Source organism: Bifidobacterium vansinderenii (assembly GCF_002234915.1).
Taxonomy (GTDB): Bacteria; Actinomycetota; Actinomycetes; order Actinomycetales; family Bifidobacteriaceae; genus Galliscardovia; species Galliscardovia vansinderenii.
In genome coordinates this window covers 37089-62186 of record NZ_NEWD01000020.1, presented here as the reverse complement: position 1 = coordinate 62186, position 25098 = coordinate 37089, and the positions used below count along the sequence as shown (strand labels likewise).

The window sequence follows — 25098 nt, the reverse complement described above, 5'->3', positions numbered from 1 at the left end:
CGACACCGCCGGAGGCCAACGGCCTAGAGACGCCCCTGAGTGACGAGATTCCAGTAATACCGTCCACGCGCGGTCAGGCGGATGGTTCCGCGATGCAGGCAGACGAAGAACAGATCGTCCGACGGTTCCCCGTACTCGTCGTACAGTTCGATGAGATGCACGTTCCGCCAGTATTTGAAGTCGTTCATCAGTCGCTGGGAATCGGTCAGATCCCGTTCCCGCTCGTCACCGGTCCGGTATTCGCCGTGGGCCGCGTTCGGCGCCTCCATCTCCGGATAGGCCTCGAACACGGATGCTGCGCTGTCGAATATGCGTCCCCGCCCCGGTCGTGGATCGTCTCCCCCGAGACGGCGCAGACATTGGATGTCAAGACTCGGCTGCACATGCTTGAGCACGACGATCTTCTCCAGACAGGCCTTGAGCATCGGCTGCTGGCGGTCACGCCGATAGTTGAGCATGGCGTTCGCATCCGCATACAGCGACACCGCGGTCACACCGCCAAACAGATCGGCGCTGCCCACCGACTCGCCGTTCAGACCGGCGAGAAGAATGCCGGTGAATCGGCCTCGGCCATCATTCTCGATGGCCTGCTGATTATCCCTCGACGCGGCCAGTACGGTCACGTTCACGGGAACGTCGATGTTCTTGATTGCGCCGGCATGGCAGCAGTCAAGGATGATGGTCACGCTGTTGACTCCCGACGCTTCGCGAATGTACCGCACCAGCCGGGAGAACCGCAGACCGTGGCGAGAATCCGAATCGTTCGGGTCGTCATCCACACTGGCGAGCAGCAGATCGCCGTCATCGAGTCGGTCGGCATGACCGGAGAAGTAGAACAATACGTCACCGTGATCATAGGCACCGGCTTGCAGCAGGTTCTCGGTGCGTAACAGCAGCTCGCGCTCGGTGGCACGCGCGCCCAGCAGCAATGCGGACGAGGCCGGGGTCCAGTTCGACTTGCCTCCGAATTCGACCTCCAGAGCCTCGGCCATGGCACGAGCATCGGCCTCGCACGCGCGCAGGGACGGCCTGTGTTCGTACTCGTTGATTCCCACATACAGGGCTTCTCGCAGATCAGCCATCGAACACCCCTCATCACTCCACGGCACCGGCTTGGCCATTATATGCAGGAGTAGACTGAGGTCACATCGACAGTTGTTGTCCGGTATACACAAGCGCGACGTTGATTCTCCGATATCGTGATCGGGGAATGGAAGGGGCGTCAATGGACCAGTACGATTTTCAGGCCGATCGAAAGAAGCGGGCGAAAGAGTTCTTCAGCGATGCGAAGTTCACTCCCATGGCCGGCTCCCCGGAGCTGTCGAAGCCCGCTCTGAACTTCAGATTCAAGGTATTCTCCGCCGTGCAGTCATTGACCAAGCCCAGTCAGCGCAAACGCAATACGATCTTCAAGAACGGATGCCTGCTGCTCGATCAGGAGATCGATCCACCGAACGTCGAGGAGCCGTCGTTCAGCATCAGCTCGTATCTCAAGGAGAGATCCGGCATTCCCATGGATCATGCGCTGAACATTCTCAACGAGGCGGAGAATCGTCTGGCCGAGGCGCAACGGCAGTGGGCACATGACGAGTTCCCCGGAATCGTCCATGCCGCCGAGCATCCCGATGATCGTGAGGACAAGAAGGCCTACCAGGCTGCCGTACATTACAATTACGGCGATCCGGTGTATGGCGATCCCAGAACCATCGCCTGCGACATCACGGAACGCTGGTATCGATCGATCGCCGGTGAGCTCGCCGACAGCGCGACCGAAGGACTGGCCGAGGAGGTGCGGTCGATCATCGGATCATGGGGACACCGACCGACCGATGCTCGGATCGATGACCTGCTGAACAGGGCACGTACGGCATGGATGGACGCGATCAGCAGGAACCTGCGGCACAACTTTCTGGCGGGAACCATCACCGATGGTTCGGCCGGAGACGACGCAAAGCCGAAAGAGAAAAGGGAATCTACAGGGGATGACCGGCATTTCGCGCTTCGCGGCACGCCCCGCGCCCGCGCCAAGGTACGCGTGTGGATCCGCAACTACGCGCTGGCACTGGAGGCGACCCATCAGGAGATCGAGCGCAACGGATCCGACTGGCGGATTCTGCTGAGCAAGACCCGGGACGTCTGCAGTACGATGCGGAAACGCTTCCCCGGACGGGGGCAGGAGGAGACGGGCGACGACCCCGACGACTCCACGTCCCGGAACATGGAACGGGACACCATGTCCGTGGCCTACAGCGCGATGGTCGCCTCGATCACACCGTTATGCAATACGTCGGTCGCGCCGAACGGCAAGCGTGCGGCGGCCGTCTTCCTCGATCAACATGGGGACCTCACGCAGACCGCCGTCGTTTCGTCGATCGTACGATATGCGATCAAACCCGACGAGCACAACAGAAACCTGGTCGGCGGCGACGTGCCAGCACGTCCGCAGCTGGTTCTGGCATGGCTCAACCTCCACGGTGCGATCCGCGAAAAGGTCCCCCTGAAGGACGAGGATGGCAAGATCGTCACCAATGACGATGGCAAGGTCAGATACACCACGCGATACCGCTTCCCGGATGTCGCTGGCGACGAAGACACGCCGCAGCAGGACGGAGCCGACGACGACACCAGCGACGACGATGCCACGCCTGCCTACGACAAGGCGGAAGACAACGTCTCATCCGGCTCGTACACCCGCTCGACCATCTACGATACGATGCGGGTCATCTACGCGTGGATGCAATCGCAGCATCCGGATATCGGCGTACCGGCGCATCCGTCAACGATCTTCGCGCCAGATTGGCGTGGCTGCAGGGCGTTGCAGGCGGCGTTCGCGACACTGGATCGAGGCGTGGACCCTAAGACTCCGGCATTCAACGAGTCACTCTACCGGTACTACGCCTTCACCGCCGTCGATCCCAGACTGCAAACGCTGTCCAATCCCAAGCGGACCGTGGTCAACAGCTACATCAAGGCGGCCAAGGCCATGATGCGCATGTTGTACATGCTCGGGGGGCTCGGCGGATGCACGTTCGACTCGATCGCCATGATCGACGTGCACATCGACGCCATCGAACATCCGGCCAGCGTCAATGTCAAGGGGCGAATCGACGCCAGTCTGAAGACCGTGCTGTTCGCCGCGCTCGCCACAGGCTGGACCCATGATCCGTGGGGCAGCGTGGTCGGCCGGGTCCGTCCCGGCCTCTGGCATCACTACCTCGATCCCCAAGACATCGACACGGACGACGTATCGGACGCGAAGATCCTGCCGAGCACCGCCGATCTCAAGGGGGTCGAGGACGTGGACCGCGCGGTGAGGATCATCAATGGCAGAAAGCGGGATCCACTGACCTATGCGGCAACCACCCTGGTCAGGGTGAATCAGGCCGACACCGACGCGGCCTCCGGAACGTCGCCGGCCAAACCATCGGTCAAGAATTCCAAGGAGACCGAAGAGTCTGGGGAACAGCGGCATCGTCGTATCCTGCAACTCAGACGAGATCTCGCCCTGCATGCAGCGGAGCACGTGATCTGCGACGCACAGCGCGCCAATCTCTGGAACGCGGCACGATACGCGGCCAGCGTCGACATTCCCGGCGGGCCGGACGAATGGAGCGGACACGACATGAGCACCGACGACTATCTGGCCGGCATGCACGAACGCAAACCCTACTGCATCGGCAGCCTGAACGGAAAGGTATGCAACTATGAGTGACGACTTCACGGACACGTCCGGTGACAACCGGAACGGAACGGAATGGGACGACCCGACGGGCACCGCCACGACGTGGCCCGTCGAGGACCTGCTGTTCAGTCGGGACAGTCTGCGGGCGGCACATGACGTCTGGGGCGACGGACCGGCTGCGACAGTGGATGCCTGGACCCTCCACGCAGGCGCCATGCACGGATTCGGCACGGCACTGGGATACATGGTGCTGGACGACCCCGCACTCGTCGCACATGTCAATGATGTGTGGGAGACCTACCGACGATCGATGGGACTCGGCAACGCCACCGGACTCGATGCGCTGCCCATGGGATTTCAGAATGCGCTGGACCACGAGCGCGAGTACGGCGGCGAGGATCATCCGAATCTGGATATCGCGCACATGGCCGGATACGGATGGTCCGATCTGGATCTCGAAGCGGATCTGCTCAGTCTGGAGCTGTCGGCGACGCCATTCGAATCGGCGTTGCTGGATACCGCGCTGGCTCGAGGGTCCTCGGACTCCGGCCCGACCAGCATCCCGACGGAGACCGGCACGGAGGAATCGTGGGAGACGCAATTCCGCGGAGGAGGATTGTTGATTCTGGCTCGTCATCGGAGAGGCTCCCACGATCGGATCACCATCGAGTTGCGCTCGCAGTCCCGCACCCGATCCTACAGACTCACTCTCCACTGGAAGGACGGCACTCAGACGGCACTCGACCCGACGAACGCCGGTCGGGACATGCCACCGGCACGATTCGACGACATTCCTTCTCCCGACGGAGATCTGCCCGTACGCATCAGCGTCCGCTGACGTCGATGTCGACGTCGACGTCGGTGACGGATATCGAACGTCACCGTCGATTTCGTGACCATCGGCGTGTCGTAGGAATCGGGGCCATGCGGTTGCGCCTGTGATAGGTGACACGGCCAACCGGTCGTTGTCATCCGACACATAGGAAAGGTACGGCAATGGCCAACGAAATCTCCAAGCGAAATGGCTCCATCAGTGACAACGCCTCCGCAACGACGACGCGTCGGACGCGTCGCGCAAGGACGAAGACCGTACGGAGCAGGACCACGCAGACGAGGCAGACAGCGCGGCCGGCATCCGGCGTCCGTTCCGCCAAACCGATCGTCACGCATTCGTGGATTGCTCTGCCGGTATTGTCGCTCCAACAGGGCAAGGATCGTCAGAGCCGAATCGTCACCATGACCCGCCGACTCATCGACATCGTGAACATGAGCTCCGCCACCATGATGATCCGCATCGGTAGCAGCAGCGGACGGCTGAACGTCACCGTGGCGGCCTCCCCCGACGCCGTGGAATCCATCGAATGCCCGACGCCCCGTGACGAGCGCATCTTCGCCGCATGGGCGGACGATATGCGCTACGTGTTCGACGGCATCCTCAACTTCGCCGACGAGACGCGTGTACTGCTCGATCCCGTGTACGAACGGGATGCCTACGAGGCGACCATACCGCTGTCATGGGCGGTCAATGACCGTCCCGCAACGCAGCCCATGGTCCCGATCGGATTCGATATGCCGGACGAGCCGTCGCTTGACGACCGGTTCTTCACGATCATGAACGATGATCTGCAGTACAGCCCCCACGGCTTCTCCAACGGCATGCCCAGTCCCATCGATGCCTTGCATACCAAGGACGTGGCCTCGTTGTTCGACACCATGCTCCAGCATGACGACACGACGATCACCTATATGATGCATCGCGCCGATCCGACCGCACAGACCACGATCACACAGCTGTATGATGCCAACCGGGATTTCAGCAAGTTGTCTGACCTGCCGAACACGCCGCCGATCCGGTTCCATGCAACGATCAGCGCCCCCGTCATGGTGAGCAGGGCGGTGCTCAGCGAATTCAAAACGCTGACCAGCGCCGATTTCCGTCATCTGACCATGCAGGACCATCTGGATTCATGCGACCCCGATTCAGTGACGCTGCGCGGCAGCCTGATGCCGGCCGCCGGCGCGAGCGCATTCCTCCGTCTGCCCGTGGCCGGCACGAAACCCTTCCCCGGCATGCGCAGCGAACGGATGCCGATCGAGCCGCATGTGCTGGACCCGATGCCCGAGCCCGCCACGACCATGCCCATTCGCATCGGATCGGCCGTGACCGCCGAGGGGGAGCATGTGGATGTGACGCTCGAGGCGACCGATCTGACCCGGCACCTGCATGTGCTGGGCGCGCCCGGCTCCGGCAAGACCACGTTCCTCGTGGATCTGGCGTGCGAGCTGGCCGATCAGGGCGTGGGGTTCATCTTCCTGTCCACGCACCGCGACCTGATGGACCGGATCATGCTCAACGTGCGGCAGACCGCCGGATTCCGCACCTTCGGCGTGGACCACGCCGACAAGGTGAATGTGACACCGCTCAATCCGCTGAGCGGCGACAATGACGACAACACGTTCGCGATGAAGGTGAACGAGATCACCAATGCGCTCAAGGAGTACATCGACCCTACCAATCAGGGCATGTTCGGCGAGCGCGCATCCTCGGCGTTCTCGCTCATCGCGCAGACGTACCGCATGCTGGGAACCGCATCGATCCCGATGGTCACGAGCACGCTGGTGCGGCAGGATCTGTGCGAGAAGCTTGCCGTGAAGATGCGCGACGTCGACATGCAGACCGCGCTGCACATCCGCCACGAGCTGTCCGGTCTTTCCAGTTCAGATGGCAAGGATATGTTCTCATGGCTGGGTTCGCGATTCAATGTGCTGCATTCGTCGCCGATGCTCATGAACATTCTCGGCAGCGGTATAAACGCGATCGACCTGGTCGACTGCATGGACCGTGGGGTCGGGCTCGCCGTGAACCTTGCCGGCAGCGAGCTAGGACAATCGGCGGCGCAGTTCCTGCTGGCCTGCTGGCTGATTCAGGTCAAGAGCGCCATGCTCCAGCGCCAGCACACGGACAAGCCGTTCGTGGTGGTGGTCGACGAGGCGCACGCCGCGGCGTTCGGCCCGCTCACCTCGATGCTGGACGAGGCCAGGAAGTTCGGCGTATGCGTGGTGGTGGCCCACCAGCGCATCGGGCAGCTGAATTCTCATCTGGCCGATGCGCTGGAGGCCGACGCAGGCTCGTTCATCGCGCTGCGCGCCGGTCTGCGCGACGCATCCCGTGCCAGCGCACAGCTGGGGGGATGGCCGGAGGACGAGCTCATGCACATGCCGACCTTCCGCGGTGCGGCGATGATCACGCGTGATGGCGTGCCGACCGAGCCGTTCACGCTGGAGGTGGACCCGCCCAGGGATCTGGGCGACCAGTCCGAGCATCTGCGGCATCTGCTCGGCGTCAGCCCCTACACCCAGCTCGCGAGGAACCTCAACGTGCCCACGCCGCACACGGTCTCGCGATTCATTGATGCCCTTCATGCCGACAGGTAGATTCCGTCTCAGGCATCCCTCGGCATTGTCCGATATGGCGGCGTGTGACCCGGCTGTCGAACCGACAACCATGCCGCACGCCGCCACGTACAATCGAACTACGTAAAGGATGGCGCTATGAGTACAACACGAGATCCGTATAGTTCACGATTCCCTGCGGACTGTCCCGTCCACGTCCGTTCGCTGGACGACGTGATCGCATTGGAGCGGTATCTGCGTCGATCACGACGGGAACGTCCACTGGTGGTCATGACCCATAAGAAGGATGGCGATACGCTCGACATCGATCCCTTGTCCCTGTTCAATGATTTCGACATCGACGTCGCGATCATCGACACCATGGACGTCTGCCGGCAGCTCACCTCCCGCATCGGCAAAGAACGATCGGTGTTCGGCGGGGCGGTGCGTGTATATCCCAGCACCTCGCGATGGTGGAAGCCCGATAATTTCCGCGCATCGAAACTGGTACTCGACAAGCGCATCAGCGCCAGAGCGTTCGAGTACGACGTACGCGACGCAATCAGCCGGCAGGTAGCGCTTGAACGGCAGGAGCACAAGATCCAACAGAGCCGGCTGATAACGGACACCGCACCGGCCGGCACAACGGCGACGGTCGGTACAACGACAACGGCCGGCGCAACCGTCACCGACGCCACGACCCAGACCGCCGTGAACGCCATATCCCCCAACGTTTCCACGTCGTCCACAACAACGTCCACACCCATATCCGCCATTGCCAACGATTCCGAAAACGACACGACCTCCCCGGCTTCCGAATCGACCACCGAGCCGGAAGCCACCCTGGTCACCGCCGCCATCCGGGACAAGGCCGACGGCACGGTGCATCTGGTGCGCGAGGATCAGGCCGAGGAGCTGGCCGAATACCTCACCGATCCCGAGCGGCGCATTCCCGTGGTGGTGGCCACACGCACGTCGAGCACACACAAACCCGTATTCGATTCCGAACAGCTGGCCAGGGATCTCGAATCCACGGCCATCGTCTTCGAATTGGACAGCGCCAAGACCGCATGGAACCTCACCGCCGCGCTGCCCGCCGACGCGCAGGTGTATGGCGGCATGCTGCGCGCATACCCGCCGAATCTCGAATGGGTGGACAACCCCAGACTGCTCGGCGGACCGTATGGCGGCTTCACCGAGGAGCGGCGCAAGATCCAGCGCCGACAGCTCATCGACGACACCGAGGGCATGGTGGCCCGTGCCTATTCGACGATCGTTCCCGCCACGCCCGATCGGACGGTGCCGGTCACGGCCACGGTGGTCGGCGTGTATCCGCAGCGTGGCATCGCCAGACTGGTGTCGGGTTCGATGGCCTCGGTGACCCTGCCGTCGGAGACGGACGGCATTCCCGCCGATCATGTGCTGGCCCAAGGTCAGGTGATCCGCGGCCAGTTCAGTTCACGCGATCGGATGATCACGGGACTTGCGGTGCGCGCCGGCACGGATGCGATCGCCGGCTATGCGGAAGGCGACACCGTGCTTGGCCGTATCGACGCCGTGCGCATGGACTACTGCATGGTGACGTTCTACCCGGGTGTGAAGATCATGGTGTACGCCGCCGACGCGTTGGGCGACGCGTTCGGCGAGCACGAGGATCTGCGTCTGCTGCTCGACGCGGGCACCGTGCTGCCCATGCTGATCGTGGCGCGCGGCACCGAACAGAACGATTGGCTCGTCTCGTTCGTGGAGGCGGACAAGGACCATATCAAACCCGCGCCCGCATTGATCGACGGCGGGCCCGCGTGGCTGCAGCCGGCCGATCAGGGTGTGCTGAAGTCCAACGCCGACGATCGTCAGCGTGCCATCGTGATCGACGCGGACACCGATGTGCGCGATCTGATTCCCGATGACGCCGGCGAGGATGCGGCGGAGATGATCATGACACTGGCCGCGCAGATCGGCGAGGAGCAGCGTGCGAACGAGAAAATGCACGCCGAACTTGACGCCCTGCAACGACAGAACGGATCACTGCGCGAGGATGCGATGAGCCAGCGCCGTGCCCGCATCTACCAGGGCCAGCAATACCGGACGCTGCGCGGCCTGTTTCGCAACGACAAGGAACGACTGCTGTTTGAACGCGACCGGTTCGACATGTGGATTCGCGAGGCGTGGGCGCTGCGTTTCCCCGCCGCCGACAAGAAGCATCGCCCGCTGCCGGAGCATTGGGACTACACGTCGGAGTTCTTCGATTCGCTGGAGAAAACGCAGATCAACCGTCAGCGCGTGGTCGACGCCGCGCTGGAGGTGCTCACCGGCATCGCGCAGCAGTCGAAGTCACGCCGATGCCATCGTCTGCGCACCGGTTCGGGCGCCGAGGAGGCGTTCCGTGTGGGACCGCACGGCGAGAAGGTGTGGCGCATCTATCTGGATCAGGGGCATTCCGCCCGGCGACTGCACTACTACGAGGACGCGAAGGGACGGTACACCTTCGCGTCCGTAGGCGTGCACGACGACGATCTGAGGTAGGGGCATGCACCCGACTGCGCTCGCACTGTCAGCCGTCATGGATGGCCTCACACCACTCCATGACGGCCACCTCATCAGTCGGCTGCGCCGACAGCTTCCCTTCAAGGGGAAGCCGGGGAGGAGGATCGCCCGTTACTCCTCGATGCCCATGGCGGCGAGGCACCAGGCGTTCTCGTAGGCGATCTCCTGCCAGCGCTTGTAGCGTCCGGTGACGCCGCCGTGACCGGCCTCCACCTCAATCTTCGCCACCGCGTCGACCTCCACCTCGGGCTCCTGCAGGCGGGCCAGCCACTTGAGCGGCTCCACATACAGCACGCGCGTGTCGTTCATCGACGTGGTAATGAACATGGCCGGGAAGTGACGGGTGCCGAACTCCTGCTCGCGATCGTCGGCGTTCTTCACATTCTCGTACGGGGAATACTGCTTCATGTAACGGTAGACCTCGGCGTTGTGCAGCGGATCACCCCACTCGTCCCACTCGGTCACCGTCAATGGCAGCGACGTGTCGAGGATCGACGTGAGCGCGTCAACGAACGGCACGTCCGCCTCGATGCCCGCATACAGCTGCGGCGCCATGTTCGCCACCGCACCCATGAGCAGACCGCCGGCCGAACCGCCGTTCGCCACCGTACGCTTCGGATCGGCGATGCCGTTGCGCTGCAGCGCGGCCGTCACGTCCACGAAATCGATGAACGTGTTCATCTTGTTGAGCTTGCGGCCCTGCTCGTACCAGGCGCGGCCCATCTCGCCGCCGCCGCGCACGTGCGGCACCGCATACAGCACGCCGCGGTCAAGCAGACTCAGCCTCGGCACCGAGAAGCCCGGGTCGGAGCTGATCTCGTACGCGCCGTAGCCGGTGATGAACATGGGAGCCTCACGACGGTCATAGCGCGCCGACATGTCCTCGAGCGACAACGTCAGCTCGCGAGGAGCCTCGATCAGCTCGTCGGTCAGACCCTCCTTGGCGCCCTCCAGCGCCGGCACCAGTCCGCGGCGCCACACCAGCGACACCGGCACATGCTCGCCGTCGCGCACACGCACCCACATGCGCTTCTCCGCGTAATCCGCCGGATCGAAGTCGCCCAGCACGTTCGCGCGCTTGAGCAGCACGTCGGTGTCGGTCTCGGGATCGTACTCGTGCAGCTCGCCCGGCTGCGTGTAGCTCACCGTGGTGTAGCGGATACGCGGCGCATCATACGAAGGATTGCTGCTCATGCCGATCGAATACAGCTTGCCGTCCACACGCGGCACGATGCCGCCGAATCCCCACGGGCGTCCGGCGAGGAAGTCCTCCTTGGCCGCATACTTGGGCATCACCGCCAGCTGCGGCAGGCTGTTCGCACGGTACGACAGCGCCACGAAGTTGCGATACATGGCAATGCCCTCGATGCGCAGACCCTGCACGCCCTGCAGAATCTCCGGATTGTTCGAGATCTCGCTGAGCGAATTGACCGACTCGTAGCGGATCGCACGCGTGGCCGGCGTGAACTTGCGGCCCTGCGGCGGCTCGCAGCCCGACGGCGAACCCTGCGCCACGCACACGCCCTCGCCAAGCGTGTACGGCGGCTTGTGCGAGCGCATGTCGATCACGTCGATCTCGAAGTTCGGGTTCTTCACGTTGTGGATCACCAGCGCCACCGGAATGTCGCCGTCCTCGTCCTCGAAGCGGGCGAAGCTCACATCGTATTCCACACCGGGCATACGCTCGATGAACGGGCTAAACGTGCCCTCCGGATCGGTCACCGGCAGCATCAGCACCTCGGACGTGGTCTTGGAACTCGACTCGATGATGATCTGCTTCTCGTCGAACGACGTGCCCACACCAACCCAGAACCGCTCGTCCGGCTCGTGGTACACCTGCACGTCCTGATCGGCGGGCGTACCCACACGGTGACGCCACACGCAGTACGGGCGCCACGCGTCATCCACACGCGTGTAGAACACCCACTTGCCGTCCGGCGTGATGCAGCCGCCGCCCGACACTTCCCTGATCACCTCGGGGAAATCCTCCCCCGTCTTCAGATCACGGATGCGCAGATCGTAGCGCTCGTTGCCTGCCGTATCCACGCTGTACGCGACATACCGGCCGTCATGGCTCAGATCAAGACCGCCCACGCTGAAGAAGTCATGGCCCTCGGCCTCCTTGTTGCAGTCGAACACGACCTCCTCGTTGCCCAGCGCATCGCCCTGTGCGGCGGCAGCGCTGATCGACGGCGGATCCCAGTCGTTCTCGTCGCGAATCGGCACCCTGCACTGGATGCCATACTGCTTGCCCTCCTCGGTACGCGTGAAATACCAGTAGTCGTTCATGCGGGTGGGCACCGACATGTCCGTCTGCTGCACGCGAGCCTTGATCTCCTCGAACAGCGTGCCGCGCAGCGTTTTCAGTCCGGTCATGCGGCGCTCGCAGTATTCGTTCTCGTCGGCGACGAACTTCTGCACGCGATCGGATTCCTTGTCGCGCATCCACTCGTACGGATCGAGGAACGTGTCCCCCTGCGCACTGCGTCGTTTCGGTTCCCTCTCGGCCTTGGGAGGCATCAGTCCGGCGATGTCCGACCATACATTGTCAACAGTCATAGATTTCAGTATCTCACTTATCTTAGGGATTGATAACTTCACGCCCGGAAATTACGACCACGGCGATCATGCACGCGGGCGACTACTTGAACAGGTTGCGCAGATACGGCATCATCGTGTTCATCAGATTGACGCCGTTGACGCCGTAGAACACCGGCACATCAGTCACCGGGGCCGGCTGCGTCGCCGTCACGCCGGTCATGCGCTGCAACGGACGGCCCGATTCGCCGGGCGACAGCTGCCGGATGCCGATCGCGATCACGCGCCCCGGATAGCGTCGGGCGATCGTCGTGTATGTGGTCGGATCCTTCTGCCCGTCGTCGCCGATCAGGATGAAGCGCATGCGGGGGAAGTCGGCCATCAGCTGCTCGACGAACTCGAGCTTGTGCTGCACACCGGAAGGAATGAACGTCTTGGGCCGCGGATCCAGATCGCGCAGCAGCAGCGGGCCTTCGGGGAAGCCATGCTCGTCGATGAAATGCCTGATCGAGCTCTCCACGTTCCACGGCGACGTTGACAGGTAGAAGAACGGCGCGTCCGGGAACTGTTCGCTCAGCTTCGAATAGAAGACCGACATCGATGGCACGGACATGCGTTTGCTCGGGCTCAGGAACAGCATGTTGTAGACGGCGCGCCACAGTTTGGGGACCTGCGTGACCAGTACCGTGTCGTCCACGTCGGAGATGATGCCCACTTCGGCGTCGGCGGGGAACGTGTATAGCGGTGCATGGCAGGCGTGACGGCCATCGACCACGTATGAGACGTCGTGCACGCCGGGCGTCAGTTCGCGTTCGGTGACCAGATCGAGGTAGCCCTGCACGTCGGAGATGGCGTATTCGCTGCTTTTGGCGCGCGTTCTGTCCACGGCGTCATACGATTCGGAGGCCCCCACCTGCACGGTGCGCAGTTCGATGTCGTCGATGCTGATGCGTACGCGGATACCGGCGGCCGGCACCATGAATGCGTTGCGGATACCTCGCTGCACCAAGCCGGCCGCACGATTGAGCGGCGCGTAGACGGTGCGGCAGATGAGACGCGAGTAGGCGCCGGTGCCATAGCCCACGTAGGGTTCCACGCGCGGGAACCATCCCATGCGTTTGACGATGGCCGTGGAGATGCGACTCCATAGACCGAACGTGCGTGTGATGGCGCGACGGGTGACGCGCACGGCGAATGGTTTGATGTCGATGCGCTCATAGCGGCCGGCCGCGTCGAAGTTCGAGCTGGCCGGCTGCGCGATGATCGGTTCTTCGGGATCGGAGTGCCCGGCCTGTCCGGGCTCCCTGACCTCGTCGTCGGTGACGTCAGTCATGGGCCACCTTGGCGTATTCGTCGGCGCTGAGCAGATCGGGTTCGTCGTCGTCAAGCTCGATCTTGACGAGCCAACCCTCGCCGTACGGGTCGGTGTCCACCACGCTCGGATCGTCGTAGGCCTCACGATTGACGTACTTCACCACGCCGGCCACCGGGCTGATCATCGGCGAGACGGCCTTGGAGGACTCCAGCTGTACGATCTCGTCGCCGGCCTCCACACGGGTGCCGACCTCGGGCAGATCCACGAACACGAGATCGCCAAGCTGACCGGTGGCGAACTCGGTGATGCCGAGCACGGCCGGGTCCACGGAGTCGTCGACCCACACGTGGTCGTCGGAATAGAGCAGATGTTCCGGAACGGCGATGTCCGCGGCGATGTCGCTTGCGGTCATTTCAGTATTCTGTTCGTCTGTCATACCCCCAAGCCTACCGTCAGGCGGTTACCGATGGGGAATCCCGAGCGAAACAGAAAACGAAAAAGGACCTTCCCGGAGGGGAAGGTCCTTGAAGCGACGGCTGCCGACGGTTTAGCGGACGGCGGAGGAGGGGGTGCTGCCCACAACCTCGACCATGCCGCCGATCGGCAGAAAGTCATACACCCACTTGGCGTCGTCGGGGTTCATGTTGGTGCAGCCGTGGGACTTGGGCGTGCCGCTGGCGATGCCGGCGACGTTCCACGGTGCAGCATGGAAGCCCTCACCGCCGTTGTAGTAGGTGACCCACTGCACGTTCGGGGTCACGTAGTCCTCGCCGCGCATGGTCTGCGTCTGGTACTTGAGCGTGGCGAAGAACGTGCCCGTGTCGGTAGGCGTGCTGGTCTTGCCGGTCGACACGTTGAACGTCTTGACGAGCGTGGTGCCGTTGTAGGCGTAGGCCTTCTGCTCGCTCAGGTTGATCACCATGTGCGGATCGCCGTTCTCGACGTCGTAGTTCACCTGACGGGACTTGGTCTCGTGCTGGGTGGTCTTGACCTCGGCCTTGATCTCGCTACCGGTGCCATTCTGCAGTGCGGTGAGCACCTGGGCGGCGGTGTTGTCGGTGCCGGTCACTTCGACGCCATCCACACCCTTGACGCTGGTAGTGATCACCGTGCCCTTGGAGTTGACGACGTTCTCCTCGGTCACGGCATCCTGCTTGAGCTTGTCGGGCAGGGTGCCGGCCAGATAGGACTTGATCGCGTTCTCGTCATAGGTGAGTTCGATGGTGCCCTTGGTCGGGTCGCCGGTGGTCTTGATCCACTTGGCGATCTCGGAGGACGGGATGGTGAAGCTCTTGGATGCGCCGTTGGAGATGACGATGTCGGAGTCGATGCGCTTGTTCGCATCGGCCGCGGCAGTGGCGGCGGTCTCGTCGCTGATCGGGGCGGCCACGGTCTCGGTGCTGATGGTCACGGCCTTGGTGGTGCCCGGTTCGGCGGCAAGCGCGTTGACGGCCTTGACCACGCCGTCGATGGTGGGCGATTCGCCGTCGCGCGACTCGGTGGCAACGAACTGGTTGCTGTCGGCGTTGTACTCCACGTTCGCGTTGATCACGCGGGCGTCATCGCCGATGAGCTTGTCGGACAGATAGGTGCTCATGGCGAGCTTGTCGGTGGTGGTGACCAGGCTCACATCGCTCTTGGAGAGCGGGTTCACGGTGGAGAGCACGTTGCTCTTGGTGGCGGCGAGCAGGTTGTCGACGGTCTTGTCCACATCGACGGTCACGCCGAGGTCGGCCAGCGAGGCGGTGGTGGAGGCGCCGTTCTCGGTGGTCACCTTCACGGAGGAATTCTTCACGGCGTTGTTCACCGTGGTCTTCAATTCGCTGGCGTTCTGTCCCATGACGGACACGCCGCCGATGCTCACGCCGGGGGCCGCCTTGTCGCTGAAGTAGTACTGGCCGCCGAACACGTAACCGGCGAAGAGCACGACGAGTGCGGCGAGGATCGACAGCACCACGATGAGTGCGACCGGCTTCTTGCGCTTCACGGCGATGACGGCGTCGTCGGGATCGTCCGCGGAGGCGAAGGCGGTGGAGCCGTTGTCGAACGTGGGAGGCACCACGCCGCCGTTCGAAGGCGTGAGCGGCGTCGAGATGGCGGCTGCCGCCGTGCCGGATGCCGTTGCCGCCGGGGCGGGCGCGCTGCCGAAGTTCAGGGGGGTGAATGCCACGGTGGACGCCGCGGCGGAGTCACCGGACGCCGTGGATACGCCGGGGTTGCCGAGCGGCATCATGGTGACGGTCTGCGCCTCGTCGGGCGACGGGGCCGCGGCGGTGGGGAAATCGAAGGCCGAGTCCCCGGCGGACCCTGTGTATCCGAAGTCCTTGTCGTCAGTCATAATCTTCCATTTCTCGCGATTTTCGCGTCTTGCAACGGTGTCCACTATACCCGTGGAAGTGACAACGTTGTTATGAACAATCCCACAGTCACCCTGCAGTGAACAGGACTGTATGGCCAGGGAGAACGCTGGTTCCGAAGCTGTGTGCTCCCTCACGGGGAGGGAGCTGCCCGACCGTCAGGTCGGGCTAAGGGAGGGATCCGCACCGACTCGGCCAAGACAATCGGAGCCACCGGCTCCTCCGCACTCAGCTCAGTGGCTGGCCGTACCATTCCTCGATCATGTAGCGGGCGATGGTAGCCTTGCCAGGCACTTCGATCTCGCCGGTGATCATGGCGTTGGTGAACTCGTCGTGGGTGAACCAGCGCGCCTCGCTGGTCTCCTGATGGTCCACGCTGATCTCGGTGCTCAGCGCCCGCGCCTTGAACGCCATCATGAGCGACGAAGGGAACGGCCACGGCTGCGAGCCGAGATACTTCACCTCGCCGAGCGTGATGCCGGTCTCCTCCTTGGCCTCGCGCCGGGCGGCGTGTTCCAGATTCTCGCCGGCCTCCACGAATCCCGCAGACGCCGAGTACAGGTTGTTGCGCCACGCGGTGTTGTGTTGCAGCAGCACGCGGTTGTTACCGTCGACGATCAGGGTGATCACGGCCGGCTCGATACGCGGGAACAGGATGCGGTTGCCGTCGGACGAGCTGGTGCAGCGCTGCGCCCAGCCGCCGAGCGCCGGGCGTACGGGAGAACCACAGCAGGGGCAGAATCGCTGACGATCATGCCAGATGCCCACGGTGACGGCACTGGTGGCCAGTCCGGCCTCACGCGCACTGGCATGCGGCGCGAATCCACGCAGGTCCACCCAGTCGAAGATTTCGGCAGCGCGGGCAACGGGCGAGCCGTTCGACCCGTCGAAGGCGTGGTCGGCGCCGATATGCGCGTCATCAGGCACGGACTGTACGGCGCGGGTGATGTCCAACGCCACGTAATGCGTGCCGGCCGCCGATTCGGTGCGATCGGTGCCGAGGAATATCGCCACGATGCCGGCGTTGCCGTGCACGTCGTCACGCACGTACGCTCCGGGAACGGTCGCGGGACGGATCTTCGCCGAATCGAAGTCCACCTTGGCGCCCTGCCCCTTCGGCACGGCGATCAGTCCATGGTTGACGAGCATCACGCGCGTGGTCGGGTCGGCCAGCAGCGTGTCGATCAGTCCCTCCTCGCCGCGGCGGTTCACCTCATAGTCGATGGTGCCCTGCGCCAGCGGCAGGAACGGCAGCGTCTGCGTGAGCGCCAGCGGCGAGAACGCCGAAAAATCAGCCATGATTGTCGTATATTCCTTTCTTGGATTCCTGGTTTGCGGAATGAAGCGCCGCGTACGAGGAATCCGGTCTCTGCCTCCGGCCGTCGCCGGCCGTCTTCCTCGTCAGAGCGAGGCCTGATGCTGTACGTCGAGGATGGCGCGGGCCACCACGTCGGGCTTCTCCACGCAGGTGAAATGGCCGGCGTCGTGCACCACGGTGAACGCGCATTCGGTGCCGGTCATCCTCTCCAGCATCGGACGCATGCGGTCGGGATCGCTGGACGGGTCGAGCGTGCCGGAGACCAGTCCGGCCGGCACGGTGATCTTCGCAAGCTGTGGCGTCTCATCGGGACGGCCCGCGGCCATGCGCTGACGCCACGCCACGCCTTCGGGATGCTGCTCGTTGATCCAACGCGTAAACAGATCAACGAACGCGGGAGACTTCTTGAAATCGGAGTCGTCCGGCTGTGGCTGGGCGAAATGCATGACCGGCTCCACGGTATGCTCGCTTTCGCAAACGTTGGCAATGCGCAGACGGTTGGCACGGGCCTCGGGGCCGTCGCCTTCGGACTTGGTGTCGCACAGCACCACGCCGGCCACCACCTCGGGGTGCAGACGGTGCACGGCGAGCGTGAGGTAGCCGCCCATGGAGATGCCCACCCACACGGCCTTGGTGTGACCGGTGGCGAGGAATTCCGACACGAACGATTCCGCCATGCGGTCCATGGCCTCCGGGTAGGCGCCGTCGCTGGCCACCGGGCCGGTCTGTTCGGCGGTGGGCACCGGGCACTCGCCGGCACCGGGCATTTCCAGTCCGTATACGGCGAACGGACGATCATCCTCGCCCTCGCTGATCGTGCACAGCACCGACGCGCACTCGTCCCACACGCGATGGTCGATCGGGAATGCGTGCACCAGCACCACCGGCACGCCCTGATCCACGCTCTGATCGGGTTCGCGGTACGCGGTGCGCAGAATCGTCATAGTCATGATCGTTCGGTTCCTTCCTTTGTCCGGACCGTTCGGCTCGTCCGGTGAATATAGGTTCAGCGCATCATATCGGCGGCGATCAACCGGCCCAGCCGATGGCACGACGCAGGATCTCGCCATGGCCTCCGGCCATCTGCGCCATGAAGTCGGGGCGGCGCACCTCAGCGGGGTCCACCCATTCCACGTCAAGCGTCTCGTCCTGCGGCTTGCAGTCGCCGGCGATCGGCACCACATAGCACAACGTCACCGCATGCTGACGGGGATCGTAGAATTCCGAGACGCCGGGCGTGGGGAAGAACTCGGCCACGGTGAACGGCTGCAGGCTCAACGGCAGCAACGGCAGCGCGATGTCGCCAAGATCCTTGGAAATGTTGCGGGCCACGGCCTCACGCAACGATTCATGGAACAGCACGCGGCCGCAGATCAGCGTACGTTCGATCATGCCGTCGGGGCCCATATGCAGCAATGTGCCCACCTTGGAGATACGACCGAAGTCGTCGGCGCGCACCGGCACCACCTCCACGTAGACGATCGGCAACTTGCGACGCAGATCGTCGATCTCCGAGGAATCCAGCCATCCCGGAGGATTGCTGCCATCGGAGCCGCGGATGAAATCGTCGGGAGTGATGTTGTCGAACTCGCCACGACGACGCGAGGCGTCGTAATCGCCCTCGTCGGGCACTTCGTCATTAAGAACCGGCATGATCCCCATTATCGGCCCGCCACATGACCTTTTCATGACGACGATCTGTACGTTCCCGAAATACATCGTGGGAAGCAACGCCACGCACGTGCAGCGACGCACTGCGCCAAGAGCTTACGCACTGTCGTGTCGCGCCATGCTGTGAGATGCTTATAGCGGCTCAACCCATATGTAGGATCACGCCTATATAAGAGGAGTGCAATCACCGTATATGCGGCCGCGAACATCCGCACGCCGCAAAGCAGAACGCATACAAGACGCAGAGGAGAGCGATTATGGCTACCCACGAGCTGACCACCGAGAACTTCGAAGAGACGATCACCAAGAACCCGATCGTGTTCATCGATTTCTGGGCCACGTGGTGCGGACCGTGCCGCGCGTTCGGCCCGACCTTCGAGAAGGCTTCGGAAGCGCACGATGACGTGTACTTCGCCAAGGTGGACATCGACCAGCAGCAGGGTCTGGCACAGGCCGCAGGCATCTCCGCAGTACCCACGCTGATCGCGATTCGCAACGGCGAAGTGGTGTTCAAGCAGGCCGGCGCACTGCGCCCCTCCGATCTCGAGACGCTGATCGGCAAGGTCAAGGAGACCGAGGACGAGCCGAAGACAAGCACCGTCGAGGCCGAATAATCGCAAAAATCCGCTAATATATCACGTCCGGTGTGCCGACACGGTGTACGGCACACCGGAATTTTTTTCTTCGTCATAACCGATCGGTAGAATATGGAGGCAGTGTGAGCCTTATCGGTCGATCTAAGGAGCTTCATGGCGAGTCATCGCAAACCGAAGGAATTCATCCTCAAGCGTCTTACCAAGCGTCAGTGGATGCGCATCGCGGCTGGAAGCGCCGCGGCGGCACTACTGATCGGTGGCGGCATCGTCTCCCGTGACTTCTATCAGACGAACACCAACCACTCGCAGCACAGCATCTCCTCGTATTCCGCCACCAAGAGCGACGAGGTCAGTGCGTTCAAGGCCGCATCCCGTGGCGACGCCCGTGGATCCGACGCCAACACCTCCTATGTGAAGGTCGTCATCAACGGCGAATCCCGTCTCGTGCTGGGCACCGACTTCACCGATGTCAAGTCCGTGCTCGATCAGGGCAGCATCACGCTGGAGCCGGAGGATTCCGTCTCCCCCAGCCTCGACACCAAGGTGACCGAGTCCACGACCATCACCATCGAGCGCGCGGGCAGCACCATCGAAACCGCCGACACCGAGATCCCGTTCAACACGGTCGAGGAGAAGACCGACTCCCTGCCGGCCGGCACCACCAAGGTGAAGACCGAAGGCGAGGCCGGTGTGATGGAGGCCACGAATCTGGTCACCAAGTCCGGCGGCAACGTCGTCTCCAGCAACACGATCAGCTCCTACGTGAAGAAGGCGCCTGTGAACAAGGTGGTGCTCATCGGCACCGGCAGCACGTCGTCCTCTTCCTCCTCCTCGTCTTCGTCGAATTCGAATTCGTCCGATTCGTCGTCCTCCGACATCGGCACCACCATCCCGGCCAGCGACATGCAGCAGTGGGCGCACGACTACCTGCTCGCCAACGGCTACTCCGAGGCCGATTTCACCGGCATGGTGTACATCATCAACCACGAGTCCGGCTGGAACGTGACGGCCACCAACGCCTCCTCCGGCGCATACGGCCTGCCGCAGGCCCTGCCCGGCAGCAAGATGGCGTCCGCAGGCTCCGACTGGAAGACCAACTACCAGACGCAGCTCAAGTGGTTCATCGGCTACTGCAACGACCGCTACGGCGGAATCCAGCAGGCCTACACGTACTGGCTGTCGCACCACAGCTACTGATCGATCAATTCTCACACACAGAAATCCCCGCATCTGGTTTGTCCGATGCGGGGATTTTTCGTATGCAGATATACAAAAGGCTCCTGTCTGCCCGGAGGCAGTGCAGGAGCCCTTGGCATCCCCAGTGGAGAGAAGAAAAACACAGGGGAAGAATAAAACCGCCGGGAGGAGGGAATGTCGCGAGCATCAGGCCACGCGCCGCCGACGGCGGTATGGAAGCCGCGTGCAACCATACGGCCTCCACGCACACCGACCGCACATGACCCGTGCGAGCGCGACTATGCGAAAGTTCTCCCGGCGGAGTGGATCAGCCGAAGCGGCCGGAGATGTAACGCTCGGCCTCTTCGTTCTGAGGATTGTTGAACATGGTGCTCGTGTCGGCGAAGTACTCGAGGTGGCCAGGCTGGCCGACGGCCTTCAGGTTGAAGAAGCCGGTGTAGTCGGCGATACGAGCTGCCTGCTGCATGTTGTGGGTCACGATCACGATCGTGTAGTCGCCCTTGAGCTCGTTGATCAGATCCTCGACGGCCAGCGTCGAGATCGGGTCCAGAGCGGAGCAGGGCTCGTCCATGAGCAGCACCTGCGGGTGCACGGCCACGGCGCGGGCGATGCACAGACGCTGCTGCTGACCACCGGACAGGCCGATGCCGGGGTTGTCAAGACGATCCTTGACCTCTTCCCACAGGTTGGCGCCACGCAGAGCCCATTCGACCAGATCGTCGGCGTCGGACTTGCTGATCTTGCGGTTGTTCAGCTTCGCACCGGCGAGCACGTTCTCACGGATGGACATCGTGGGGAACGGGTTCGGGCGCTGGAACACCATGCCGACGTCGCGGCGCACTTCCACGGGGTCGACGTCAGGAGCGTAGAGGTTCTTGCCTTCGAGCAGGACCTCGCCCTTGCAGTGAGCACCGGGGATGATCTCGTGCATGCGGTCGAGCGTGCGCAGCACGGTGGACTTACCGCAACCGGAAGGTCCGATGAACGCGGTGACCTTGTTCGGTTCGATCTTCATGTTGACGTCTTCGACGGCGAGGAAGTTGCCGTAGTAGACGTTCAGATGGTTGACATCAATTCGCTGTCCCATTTGTTTTCCTTAACTTGATTCGTTCTATGCGGCGACTTACTGTTCCGACTTCACGGCGAAGACCTTGGCGACCCAGCGTCCGAGCAGGTTCAGCAGCAGCACGACCACGATCAGCACGAGGGCGGCGGCCCATGCGCGCTCCATCGGGATGGTGGGCACGCAGCTGGCGTCGGCGGCGGCAGGGCAGGTCACGGAGAGCTTGCTGTACTCCTGGTAGACGTACACCGGAAGCGTAGTCATCTGTCCGCTGAACAGGTTGACGTTGGTGCTGGAGATGAAGCCTGCGGTCATAAGCAGCGGGGCGGTCTCGCCGATGACTCGCGCAATTGCCAGAATCACACCGGAGACAATGCCCGGCAGTGCGGTGCGCAGCACGATCTTGGTGATCGTACGCTGCTTGGTGACGCCCAGCGCGTAGGAGGCCTCGCGAAGATCGTGAGGCACGATCTTGAGCATTTCCTCACTGGTCTTGACGACGGTCGGGATCATCAGCAGAGACAGTGCAACAGAGCCTTCGAAACCGTTGATGGTACCCGGTCCGAAGAAGATCGTGAACATCGAGTAGGCGAACAGACCTGCGACGATGGACGGAATACCGCTCATCACGTCGACGAGCAGGGAGACCGACTTGGCGAGCTTGTCCTTGCGGTTCGCATACTCCACAAGGTACACGGCGCACATCAGACCGATCGGGATGGAGATGACCATGGCGCCGAAGGTGATCTCGAGCGTACCGATGATGGCGTGGAGCACGCCGCCGTAACCACCGGACGGGGTCGGGTTGCCGCCGATGACGCCGGTCATGTTGTAGGAGAGGAAGTTCAGGTTCAGGCGCTTGAGACCGTTGACCAATGTGGCCCACAGCACGGAGATCAGCGGGATCAGAGCGATGATGAAGGCCACATAGATGAGGCCTCGCATGATCGCGTCCTTGCGCTTGCGCGCCTGGATGAAGGAACGAGTGGGTGCCAGCTTGTCGAAGTCAGGCTGGGGAACCTTGACGGAGGTGTTTGCGGAAGTCATCACACGCTCGCTTTCTCAGTGATCTTGCGGGCGATGAAGTTGACCAGGAAGGTGATGATGAACAGCACCAGACCGGTTCCAATCAGCGTGGAAACGCCCAAATCGTTGGCTTCAGGATACTGCGCGGCGATGTTCGCGGCGATCGTCTGGCTCTGCGAAGCCTGAAGAAGCTTGACCGAGTAGGTGAGGCCCGGGGACAGGATCATGAGGACGGCCATCGTCTCACCGAGTGCACGACCAAGGCCGAGCATGGAGGCGGAGATGACGCCGGACTTGCCGAACGGGATCACGGCCAGCTTGATCATCTCCCACTTGGTGGCGCCGAGGCCGAGCGCGGCCTCCTGCTGCAGACGCGGGGCCTGCTGGAAGATATCGCGAGACACGGAGGTGATGATCGGCAGGATCATGACGGCGAGCACCACGGCGACCGTGGCGACCGTACGGGCCGGGCTGGCGGCAGGTCCCTTGAAGATCGGGATCCAACCGAGGTAGGTGGCCACCCAGTTCCAGAACGGACCGATGGCCGGAACCAGGATCAGACCGCCCCACAGACCGTAGATAACGGAGGGGATGGCGGCCAGCAGGTCCACGACGGAGCTCAGCACCACGGCCAGCTGCTTGGGCGCGTAGTGCGAGATGAACAGCGCGATGCCCACGGCGATGAAGAAGGCGATGATCAGTGCCAGGGCTGCGACGAGCACGGTGCCGAACACGAGCGGTCCGACGTACTGCCAGAAGTTGTGCGCCTTGCCACCGGTGAAGGATTCCACGGTGGCGGCGTTGGCGGACTGGTCTCCGCCGATGAGGGGCCACGCACGGAACAGCAGGAACAGGAACACTGCTGCGAGCGCGACGAGGATCAGAATGCCAGCGGCGTAGGCGATGACCTTGAAGACCTTATCCGCGGTCTTTCCGGTATTCTCCTGAACTGCCGCTTTGTCTTGCGAACTCACGGGTTCTCCTTACACGAATTGATGATCGGATTGAAACCCGATGAGGCCGCAGTGTCTCTCGCTTCAGGCGGAAGCACTGCGGCCTGATCGAATTTTCGATTCCTGGACTCAGCTACCGAATCGCTCGGATCACTCGGTCTTGATGGCGTCGATGGACTTGGTGATCTTGGCGCGCATCGTGTCGGACAGCGGGGCGGAACCGGCGTTCTTGGCGGCCACGTCCTGACCGTCCTTGCTCACCACGTAGGTCAGCCAGGACTTCACGAACTTGGCGGTGTTGGCGTCCTTGTAGGCCGGGCAGGCGATGTCGTAGGAGACGAGGACCAGCGGGTAGGCGCCGTCGGCGGTGGTGTTGTGGTCGAGCTTGACGACCACGCGGTTGTCGCCCTGAGCGGAGTCATCGAGCGGGGAGGCGTCGACGACCTTGGAGGCGGCCTCGGCCGAGTACGGCACGTACTTCTCGCCGACCTTCAGGGCGACGGTGCCGAGATCGCCGGCCTGGGAGGCGTCGGCGTAGCCGATGGTGCCGTCGGCCTGCTTGACGGTGCTGATCACGCCGGAGGTGCCCTTGCCGCCCTGGCCGACTTCGTTCGGCCAGTTCTCGCTCAGGTCGTAGGTCCAGGAGCTCGGAGCGGCGTCCTTGAGGTAGCTGACGAAGTTCTGGGTGGTGCCGGACTTATCGGAACGGTGCACCACGGTGATGGCGGTGTCGGGCAGGGTGACCTTCGGGTTCTGCTTGGCGATGGCCTCGTCGTTCCACTTGGTGATCTTGCCGTCGAAGATCTTGGCGATGGTGTCGGCGTCCATGTTCAGGTGCTTGCCCTGACCGGAGACGTCCTTGAGGTTGAAGACCACGGCGATCGGGGAGACGTAGGCCGGGATGTCGAAGGCGGTGGTGCCGTCGGCGCACACGTCCTTGGACTGGCTGACCTGATCGTTGGTCAGGGAGGCGTCGGAGCCGGCCCATGCGGTAGCGCCGGTGAGGAAGGTGGTGACGCCAGCGCCGGAACCGGTGGGGTTGTAGGCGATCTTGGCGTCGGGGTTGGTGGCCTGGTAGGAAGCGATCCAGGCCTCAACGGCGCTCTGCTGGGAGGAGGCGCCAGCGCCCTGGAAGTCACCGGAGATCTTCTCGGCGGAGGCGCTGGAGCTGGAGCCGTTGCTGGAGCTGGAGGTGTTGTCGCCGCAGGCCGCCAGGGAGGCGAGCATGGCCAGACCGGACATGACGGCCACGGAGCGCATAAGAATGTTCTTTCGCATAACTATTCCCTCTTATATCCTTTTCCGCCGCAAACCGCTGAAAAATCAACGTTTACGACCGCGTGCCGCCTTCAGGTTGCTGTCATTGGCCGAGCACGCTTTTTTATGACAATTCAAGATTATGGGAGCTTGGGGGTGACCATGACCATTGTGGGTGAACGGAA

At 62.9% G+C, this 25098-nt stretch carries 18 protein-coding genes; 6 read left to right on the top strand and 12 right to left on the bottom strand.

Going from position 1 to position 25098, the window contains the following annotated elements:
• Positions 1-23 precede the first annotated feature (23 nt).
• The gene (locus Tam10B_RS07885) at positions 24-1082 is read right to left on the bottom strand and encodes a caspase family protein (RefSeq protein WP_158214165.1); all 1059 of its coding nucleotides are present in this window, start codon (positions 1080-1082) and stop codon (positions 24-26) included.
• A 143-nt stretch (positions 1083-1225) separates the two neighbouring features.
• Here Tam10B_RS07885 and Tam10B_RS07880 point away from each other — a divergent pair, with 143 nt between their 5' ends.
• The 4 genes from Tam10B_RS07880 (at position 1226) to Tam10B_RS07865 (ending at position 9601) form a co-directional block, all read left to right on the top strand.
• A complete protein-coding gene (locus Tam10B_RS07880; protein ID WP_093960703.1) occupies positions 1226-3712 on the top strand; it encodes a hypothetical protein in 2487 nt (828 codons plus the stop codon).
• A complete protein-coding gene (locus tag Tam10B_RS07875) occupies positions 3705-4520 on the top strand; it encodes a hypothetical protein (protein ID WP_093960702.1) in 816 nt (271 codons plus the stop codon). The genes Tam10B_RS07880 and Tam10B_RS07875 overlap by 8 nt, the downstream gene beginning before the upstream one ends.
• 158 nt (positions 4521-4678) lie before the next feature.
• Positions 4679-7117: a type IV secretory system conjugative DNA transfer family protein gene (locus Tam10B_RS07870; protein ID WP_093960701.1), complete on the top strand. Its 2439-nt coding sequence runs from the start codon at positions 4679-4681 to the stop codon at positions 7115-7117.
• 117 nt (positions 7118-7234) lie between these two features.
• A complete protein-coding gene (locus Tam10B_RS07865; RefSeq protein ID WP_143248600.1) occupies positions 7235-9601 on the top strand; it encodes a hypothetical protein in 2367 nt (788 codons plus the stop codon).
• 132 nt (positions 9602-9733) lie between these two features.
• Here the strand turns inward: Tam10B_RS07865 and Tam10B_RS07860 are convergent, their stop codons facing one another.
• The 7 genes from Tam10B_RS07860 to Tam10B_RS07830 all read right to left on the bottom strand — a co-directional run bounded on the left by Tam10B_RS07860 (position 9734) and on the right by Tam10B_RS07830 (position 18803).
• A complete protein-coding gene (locus Tam10B_RS07860; RefSeq protein WP_093960699.1) occupies positions 9734-12181 on the bottom strand; it encodes a S9 family peptidase in 2448 nt (815 codons plus the stop codon).
• An 82-nt stretch (positions 12182-12263) separates the two neighbouring features.
• Complete coding sequence (locus Tam10B_RS07855; protein WP_093960698.1) at positions 12264-13493, bottom strand: App1 family protein; 1230 nt, start codon at positions 13491-13493, stop codon at positions 12264-12266.
• Complete coding sequence (gene gcvH / locus Tam10B_RS07850; RefSeq protein ID WP_093960697.1) at positions 13486-13887, bottom strand: glycine cleavage system protein GcvH; 402 nt, start codon at positions 13885-13887, stop codon at positions 13486-13488. The genes Tam10B_RS07855 and gcvH overlap by 8 nt, the downstream gene beginning before the upstream one ends.
• A 135-nt stretch (positions 13888-14022) precedes the next feature.
• On the bottom strand, positions 14023-15813 hold the full coding sequence (locus Tam10B_RS07845) for a L,D-transpeptidase (protein WP_093960696.1): 1791 nt from the start codon (positions 15811-15813) through the stop codon (positions 14023-14025).
• A 247-nt stretch (positions 15814-16060) separates the two neighbouring features.
• Positions 16061-17131: an NAD(+) diphosphatase gene (gene nudC / locus Tam10B_RS07840; RefSeq protein ID WP_093960695.1), complete on the bottom strand. Its 1071-nt coding sequence runs from the start codon at positions 17129-17131 to the stop codon at positions 16061-16063.
• A gap of 102 nt (positions 17132-17233) precedes the next feature.
• Positions 17234-18100 carry an alpha/beta fold hydrolase gene (locus Tam10B_RS07835; protein WP_233133657.1) on the bottom strand — a complete coding sequence of 289 codons (867 nt, stop codon included), beginning with the start codon at positions 18098-18100 and terminating at the stop codon, positions 17234-17236.
• Between the two features lie 79 nt (positions 18101-18179).
• Positions 18180-18803, bottom strand: a complete 624-nt coding sequence (locus Tam10B_RS07830) for a DUF4916 domain-containing protein (RefSeq protein ID WP_093960693.1) — start codon at positions 18801-18803, stop codon at positions 18180-18182.
• 275 nt (positions 18804-19078) lie between these two features.
• Here Tam10B_RS07830 and trxA point away from each other — a divergent pair, with 275 nt between their 5' ends.
• Together trxA and Tam10B_RS07820 are read left to right on the top strand one after the other, a co-directional pair.
• Positions 19079-19435: a thioredoxin gene (gene trxA, locus Tam10B_RS07825; RefSeq protein ID WP_093960692.1), complete on the top strand. Its 357-nt coding sequence runs from the start codon at positions 19079-19081 to the stop codon at positions 19433-19435.
• 135 nt (positions 19436-19570) lie between these two features.
• A complete protein-coding gene (locus Tam10B_RS07820) occupies positions 19571-20614 on the top strand; it encodes an aggregation-promoting factor C-terminal-like domain-containing protein (protein WP_093960691.1) in 1044 nt (347 codons plus the stop codon).
• A gap of 307 nt (positions 20615-20921) precedes the next feature.
• Here Tam10B_RS07820 and pstB read toward each other — a convergent pair whose 3' ends face one another.
• The 4 genes from pstB to pstS all read right to left on the bottom strand — a co-directional run bounded on the left by pstB (position 20922) and on the right by pstS (position 24934).
• Positions 20922-21701, bottom strand: a complete 780-nt coding sequence (gene pstB, locus Tam10B_RS07815; protein WP_093960690.1) for a phosphate ABC transporter ATP-binding protein PstB — start codon at positions 21699-21701, stop codon at positions 20922-20924.
• A gap of 36 nt (positions 21702-21737) precedes the next feature.
• Positions 21738-22724, bottom strand: coding sequence for a phosphate ABC transporter permease PstA (pstA, locus tag Tam10B_RS07810; protein WP_093960689.1), 987 nt, complete (start codon positions 22722-22724; stop codon positions 21738-21740).
• Positions 22724-23677: a phosphate ABC transporter permease subunit PstC gene (gene pstC / locus Tam10B_RS07805; protein WP_093960688.1), complete on the bottom strand. Its 954-nt coding sequence runs from the start codon at positions 23675-23677 to the stop codon at positions 22724-22726. Before pstC ends, pstA begins: the two co-directional genes overlap by 1 nt.
• Before the next feature lie 129 nt (positions 23678-23806).
• The gene (gene pstS, locus Tam10B_RS07800) at positions 23807-24934 is read right to left on the bottom strand and encodes a phosphate ABC transporter substrate-binding protein PstS (protein WP_093960687.1); all 1128 of its coding nucleotides are present in this window, start codon (positions 24932-24934) and stop codon (positions 23807-23809) included.
• Positions 24935-25098 lie beyond the last annotated feature (164 nt).

Excerpts from the sequence above, each read along its gene's own strand:
- pstB (WP_093960690.1), bottom strand. The coding sequence starts at position 21,701 with ATGGGACAGCGAATTGATGTCAACCATCTGAACGTCTACTACGGCAAC.
- pstS (WP_093960687.1), bottom strand. The coding sequence starts at position 24,934 with ATGCGAAAGAACATTCTTATGCGCTCCGTGGCCGTCATGTCCGGTCTG.
- Tam10B_RS07820 (WP_093960691.1), top strand. The coding sequence starts at position 19,571 with ATGGCGAGTCATCGCAAACCGAAGGAATTCATCCTCAAGCGTCTTACC.
- Tam10B_RS07880 (WP_093960703.1), top strand. The coding sequence starts at position 1,226 with ATGGACCAGTACGATTTTCAGGCCGATCGAAAGAAGCGGGCGAAAGAG.
- nudC (WP_093960695.1), bottom strand. The coding sequence starts at position 17,131 with ATGGCTGATTTTTCGGCGTTCTCGCCGCTGGCGCTCACGCAGACGCTG.
- Tam10B_RS07835 (WP_233133657.1), bottom strand. The coding sequence starts at position 18,100 with ATGACTATGACGATTCTGCGCACCGCGTACCGCGAACCCGATCAGAGC.
- Tam10B_RS07865 (WP_143248600.1), top strand. The coding sequence starts at position 7,235 with ATGAGTACAACACGAGATCCGTATAGTTCACGATTCCCTGCGGACTGT.
- Tam10B_RS07855 (WP_093960698.1), bottom strand. The coding sequence starts at position 13,493 with ATGACTGACGTCACCGACGACGAGGTCAGGGAGCCCGGACAGGCCGGG.
- Tam10B_RS07860 (WP_093960699.1), bottom strand. The coding sequence starts at position 12,181 with ATGACTGTTGACAATGTATGGTCGGACATCGCCGGACTGATGCCTCCC.
- Tam10B_RS07885 (WP_158214165.1), bottom strand. The coding sequence starts at position 1,082 with ATGGCTGATCTGCGAGAAGCCCTGTATGTGGGAATCAACGAGTACGAA.
- Tam10B_RS07845 (WP_093960696.1), bottom strand. The coding sequence starts at position 15,813 with ATGACTGACGACAAGGACTTCGGATACACAGGGTCCGCCGGGGACTCG.
- Tam10B_RS07830 (WP_093960693.1), bottom strand. The coding sequence starts at position 18,803 with ATGCCGGTTCTTAATGACGAAGTGCCCGACGAGGGCGATTACGACGCC.
- Tam10B_RS07870 (WP_093960701.1), top strand. The coding sequence starts at position 4,679 with ATGGCCAACGAAATCTCCAAGCGAAATGGCTCCATCAGTGACAACGCC.
- pstA (WP_093960689.1), bottom strand. The coding sequence starts at position 22,724 with ATGACTTCCGCAAACACCTCCGTCAAGGTTCCCCAGCCTGACTTCGAC.
- gcvH (WP_093960697.1), bottom strand. The coding sequence starts at position 13,887 with ATGACCGCAAGCGACATCGCCGCGGACATCGCCGTTCCGGAACATCTG.
- Tam10B_RS07875 (WP_093960702.1), top strand. The coding sequence starts at position 3,705 with ATGAGTGACGACTTCACGGACACGTCCGGTGACAACCGGAACGGAACG.
- trxA (WP_093960692.1), top strand. The coding sequence starts at position 19,079 with ATGGCTACCCACGAGCTGACCACCGAGAACTTCGAAGAGACGATCACC.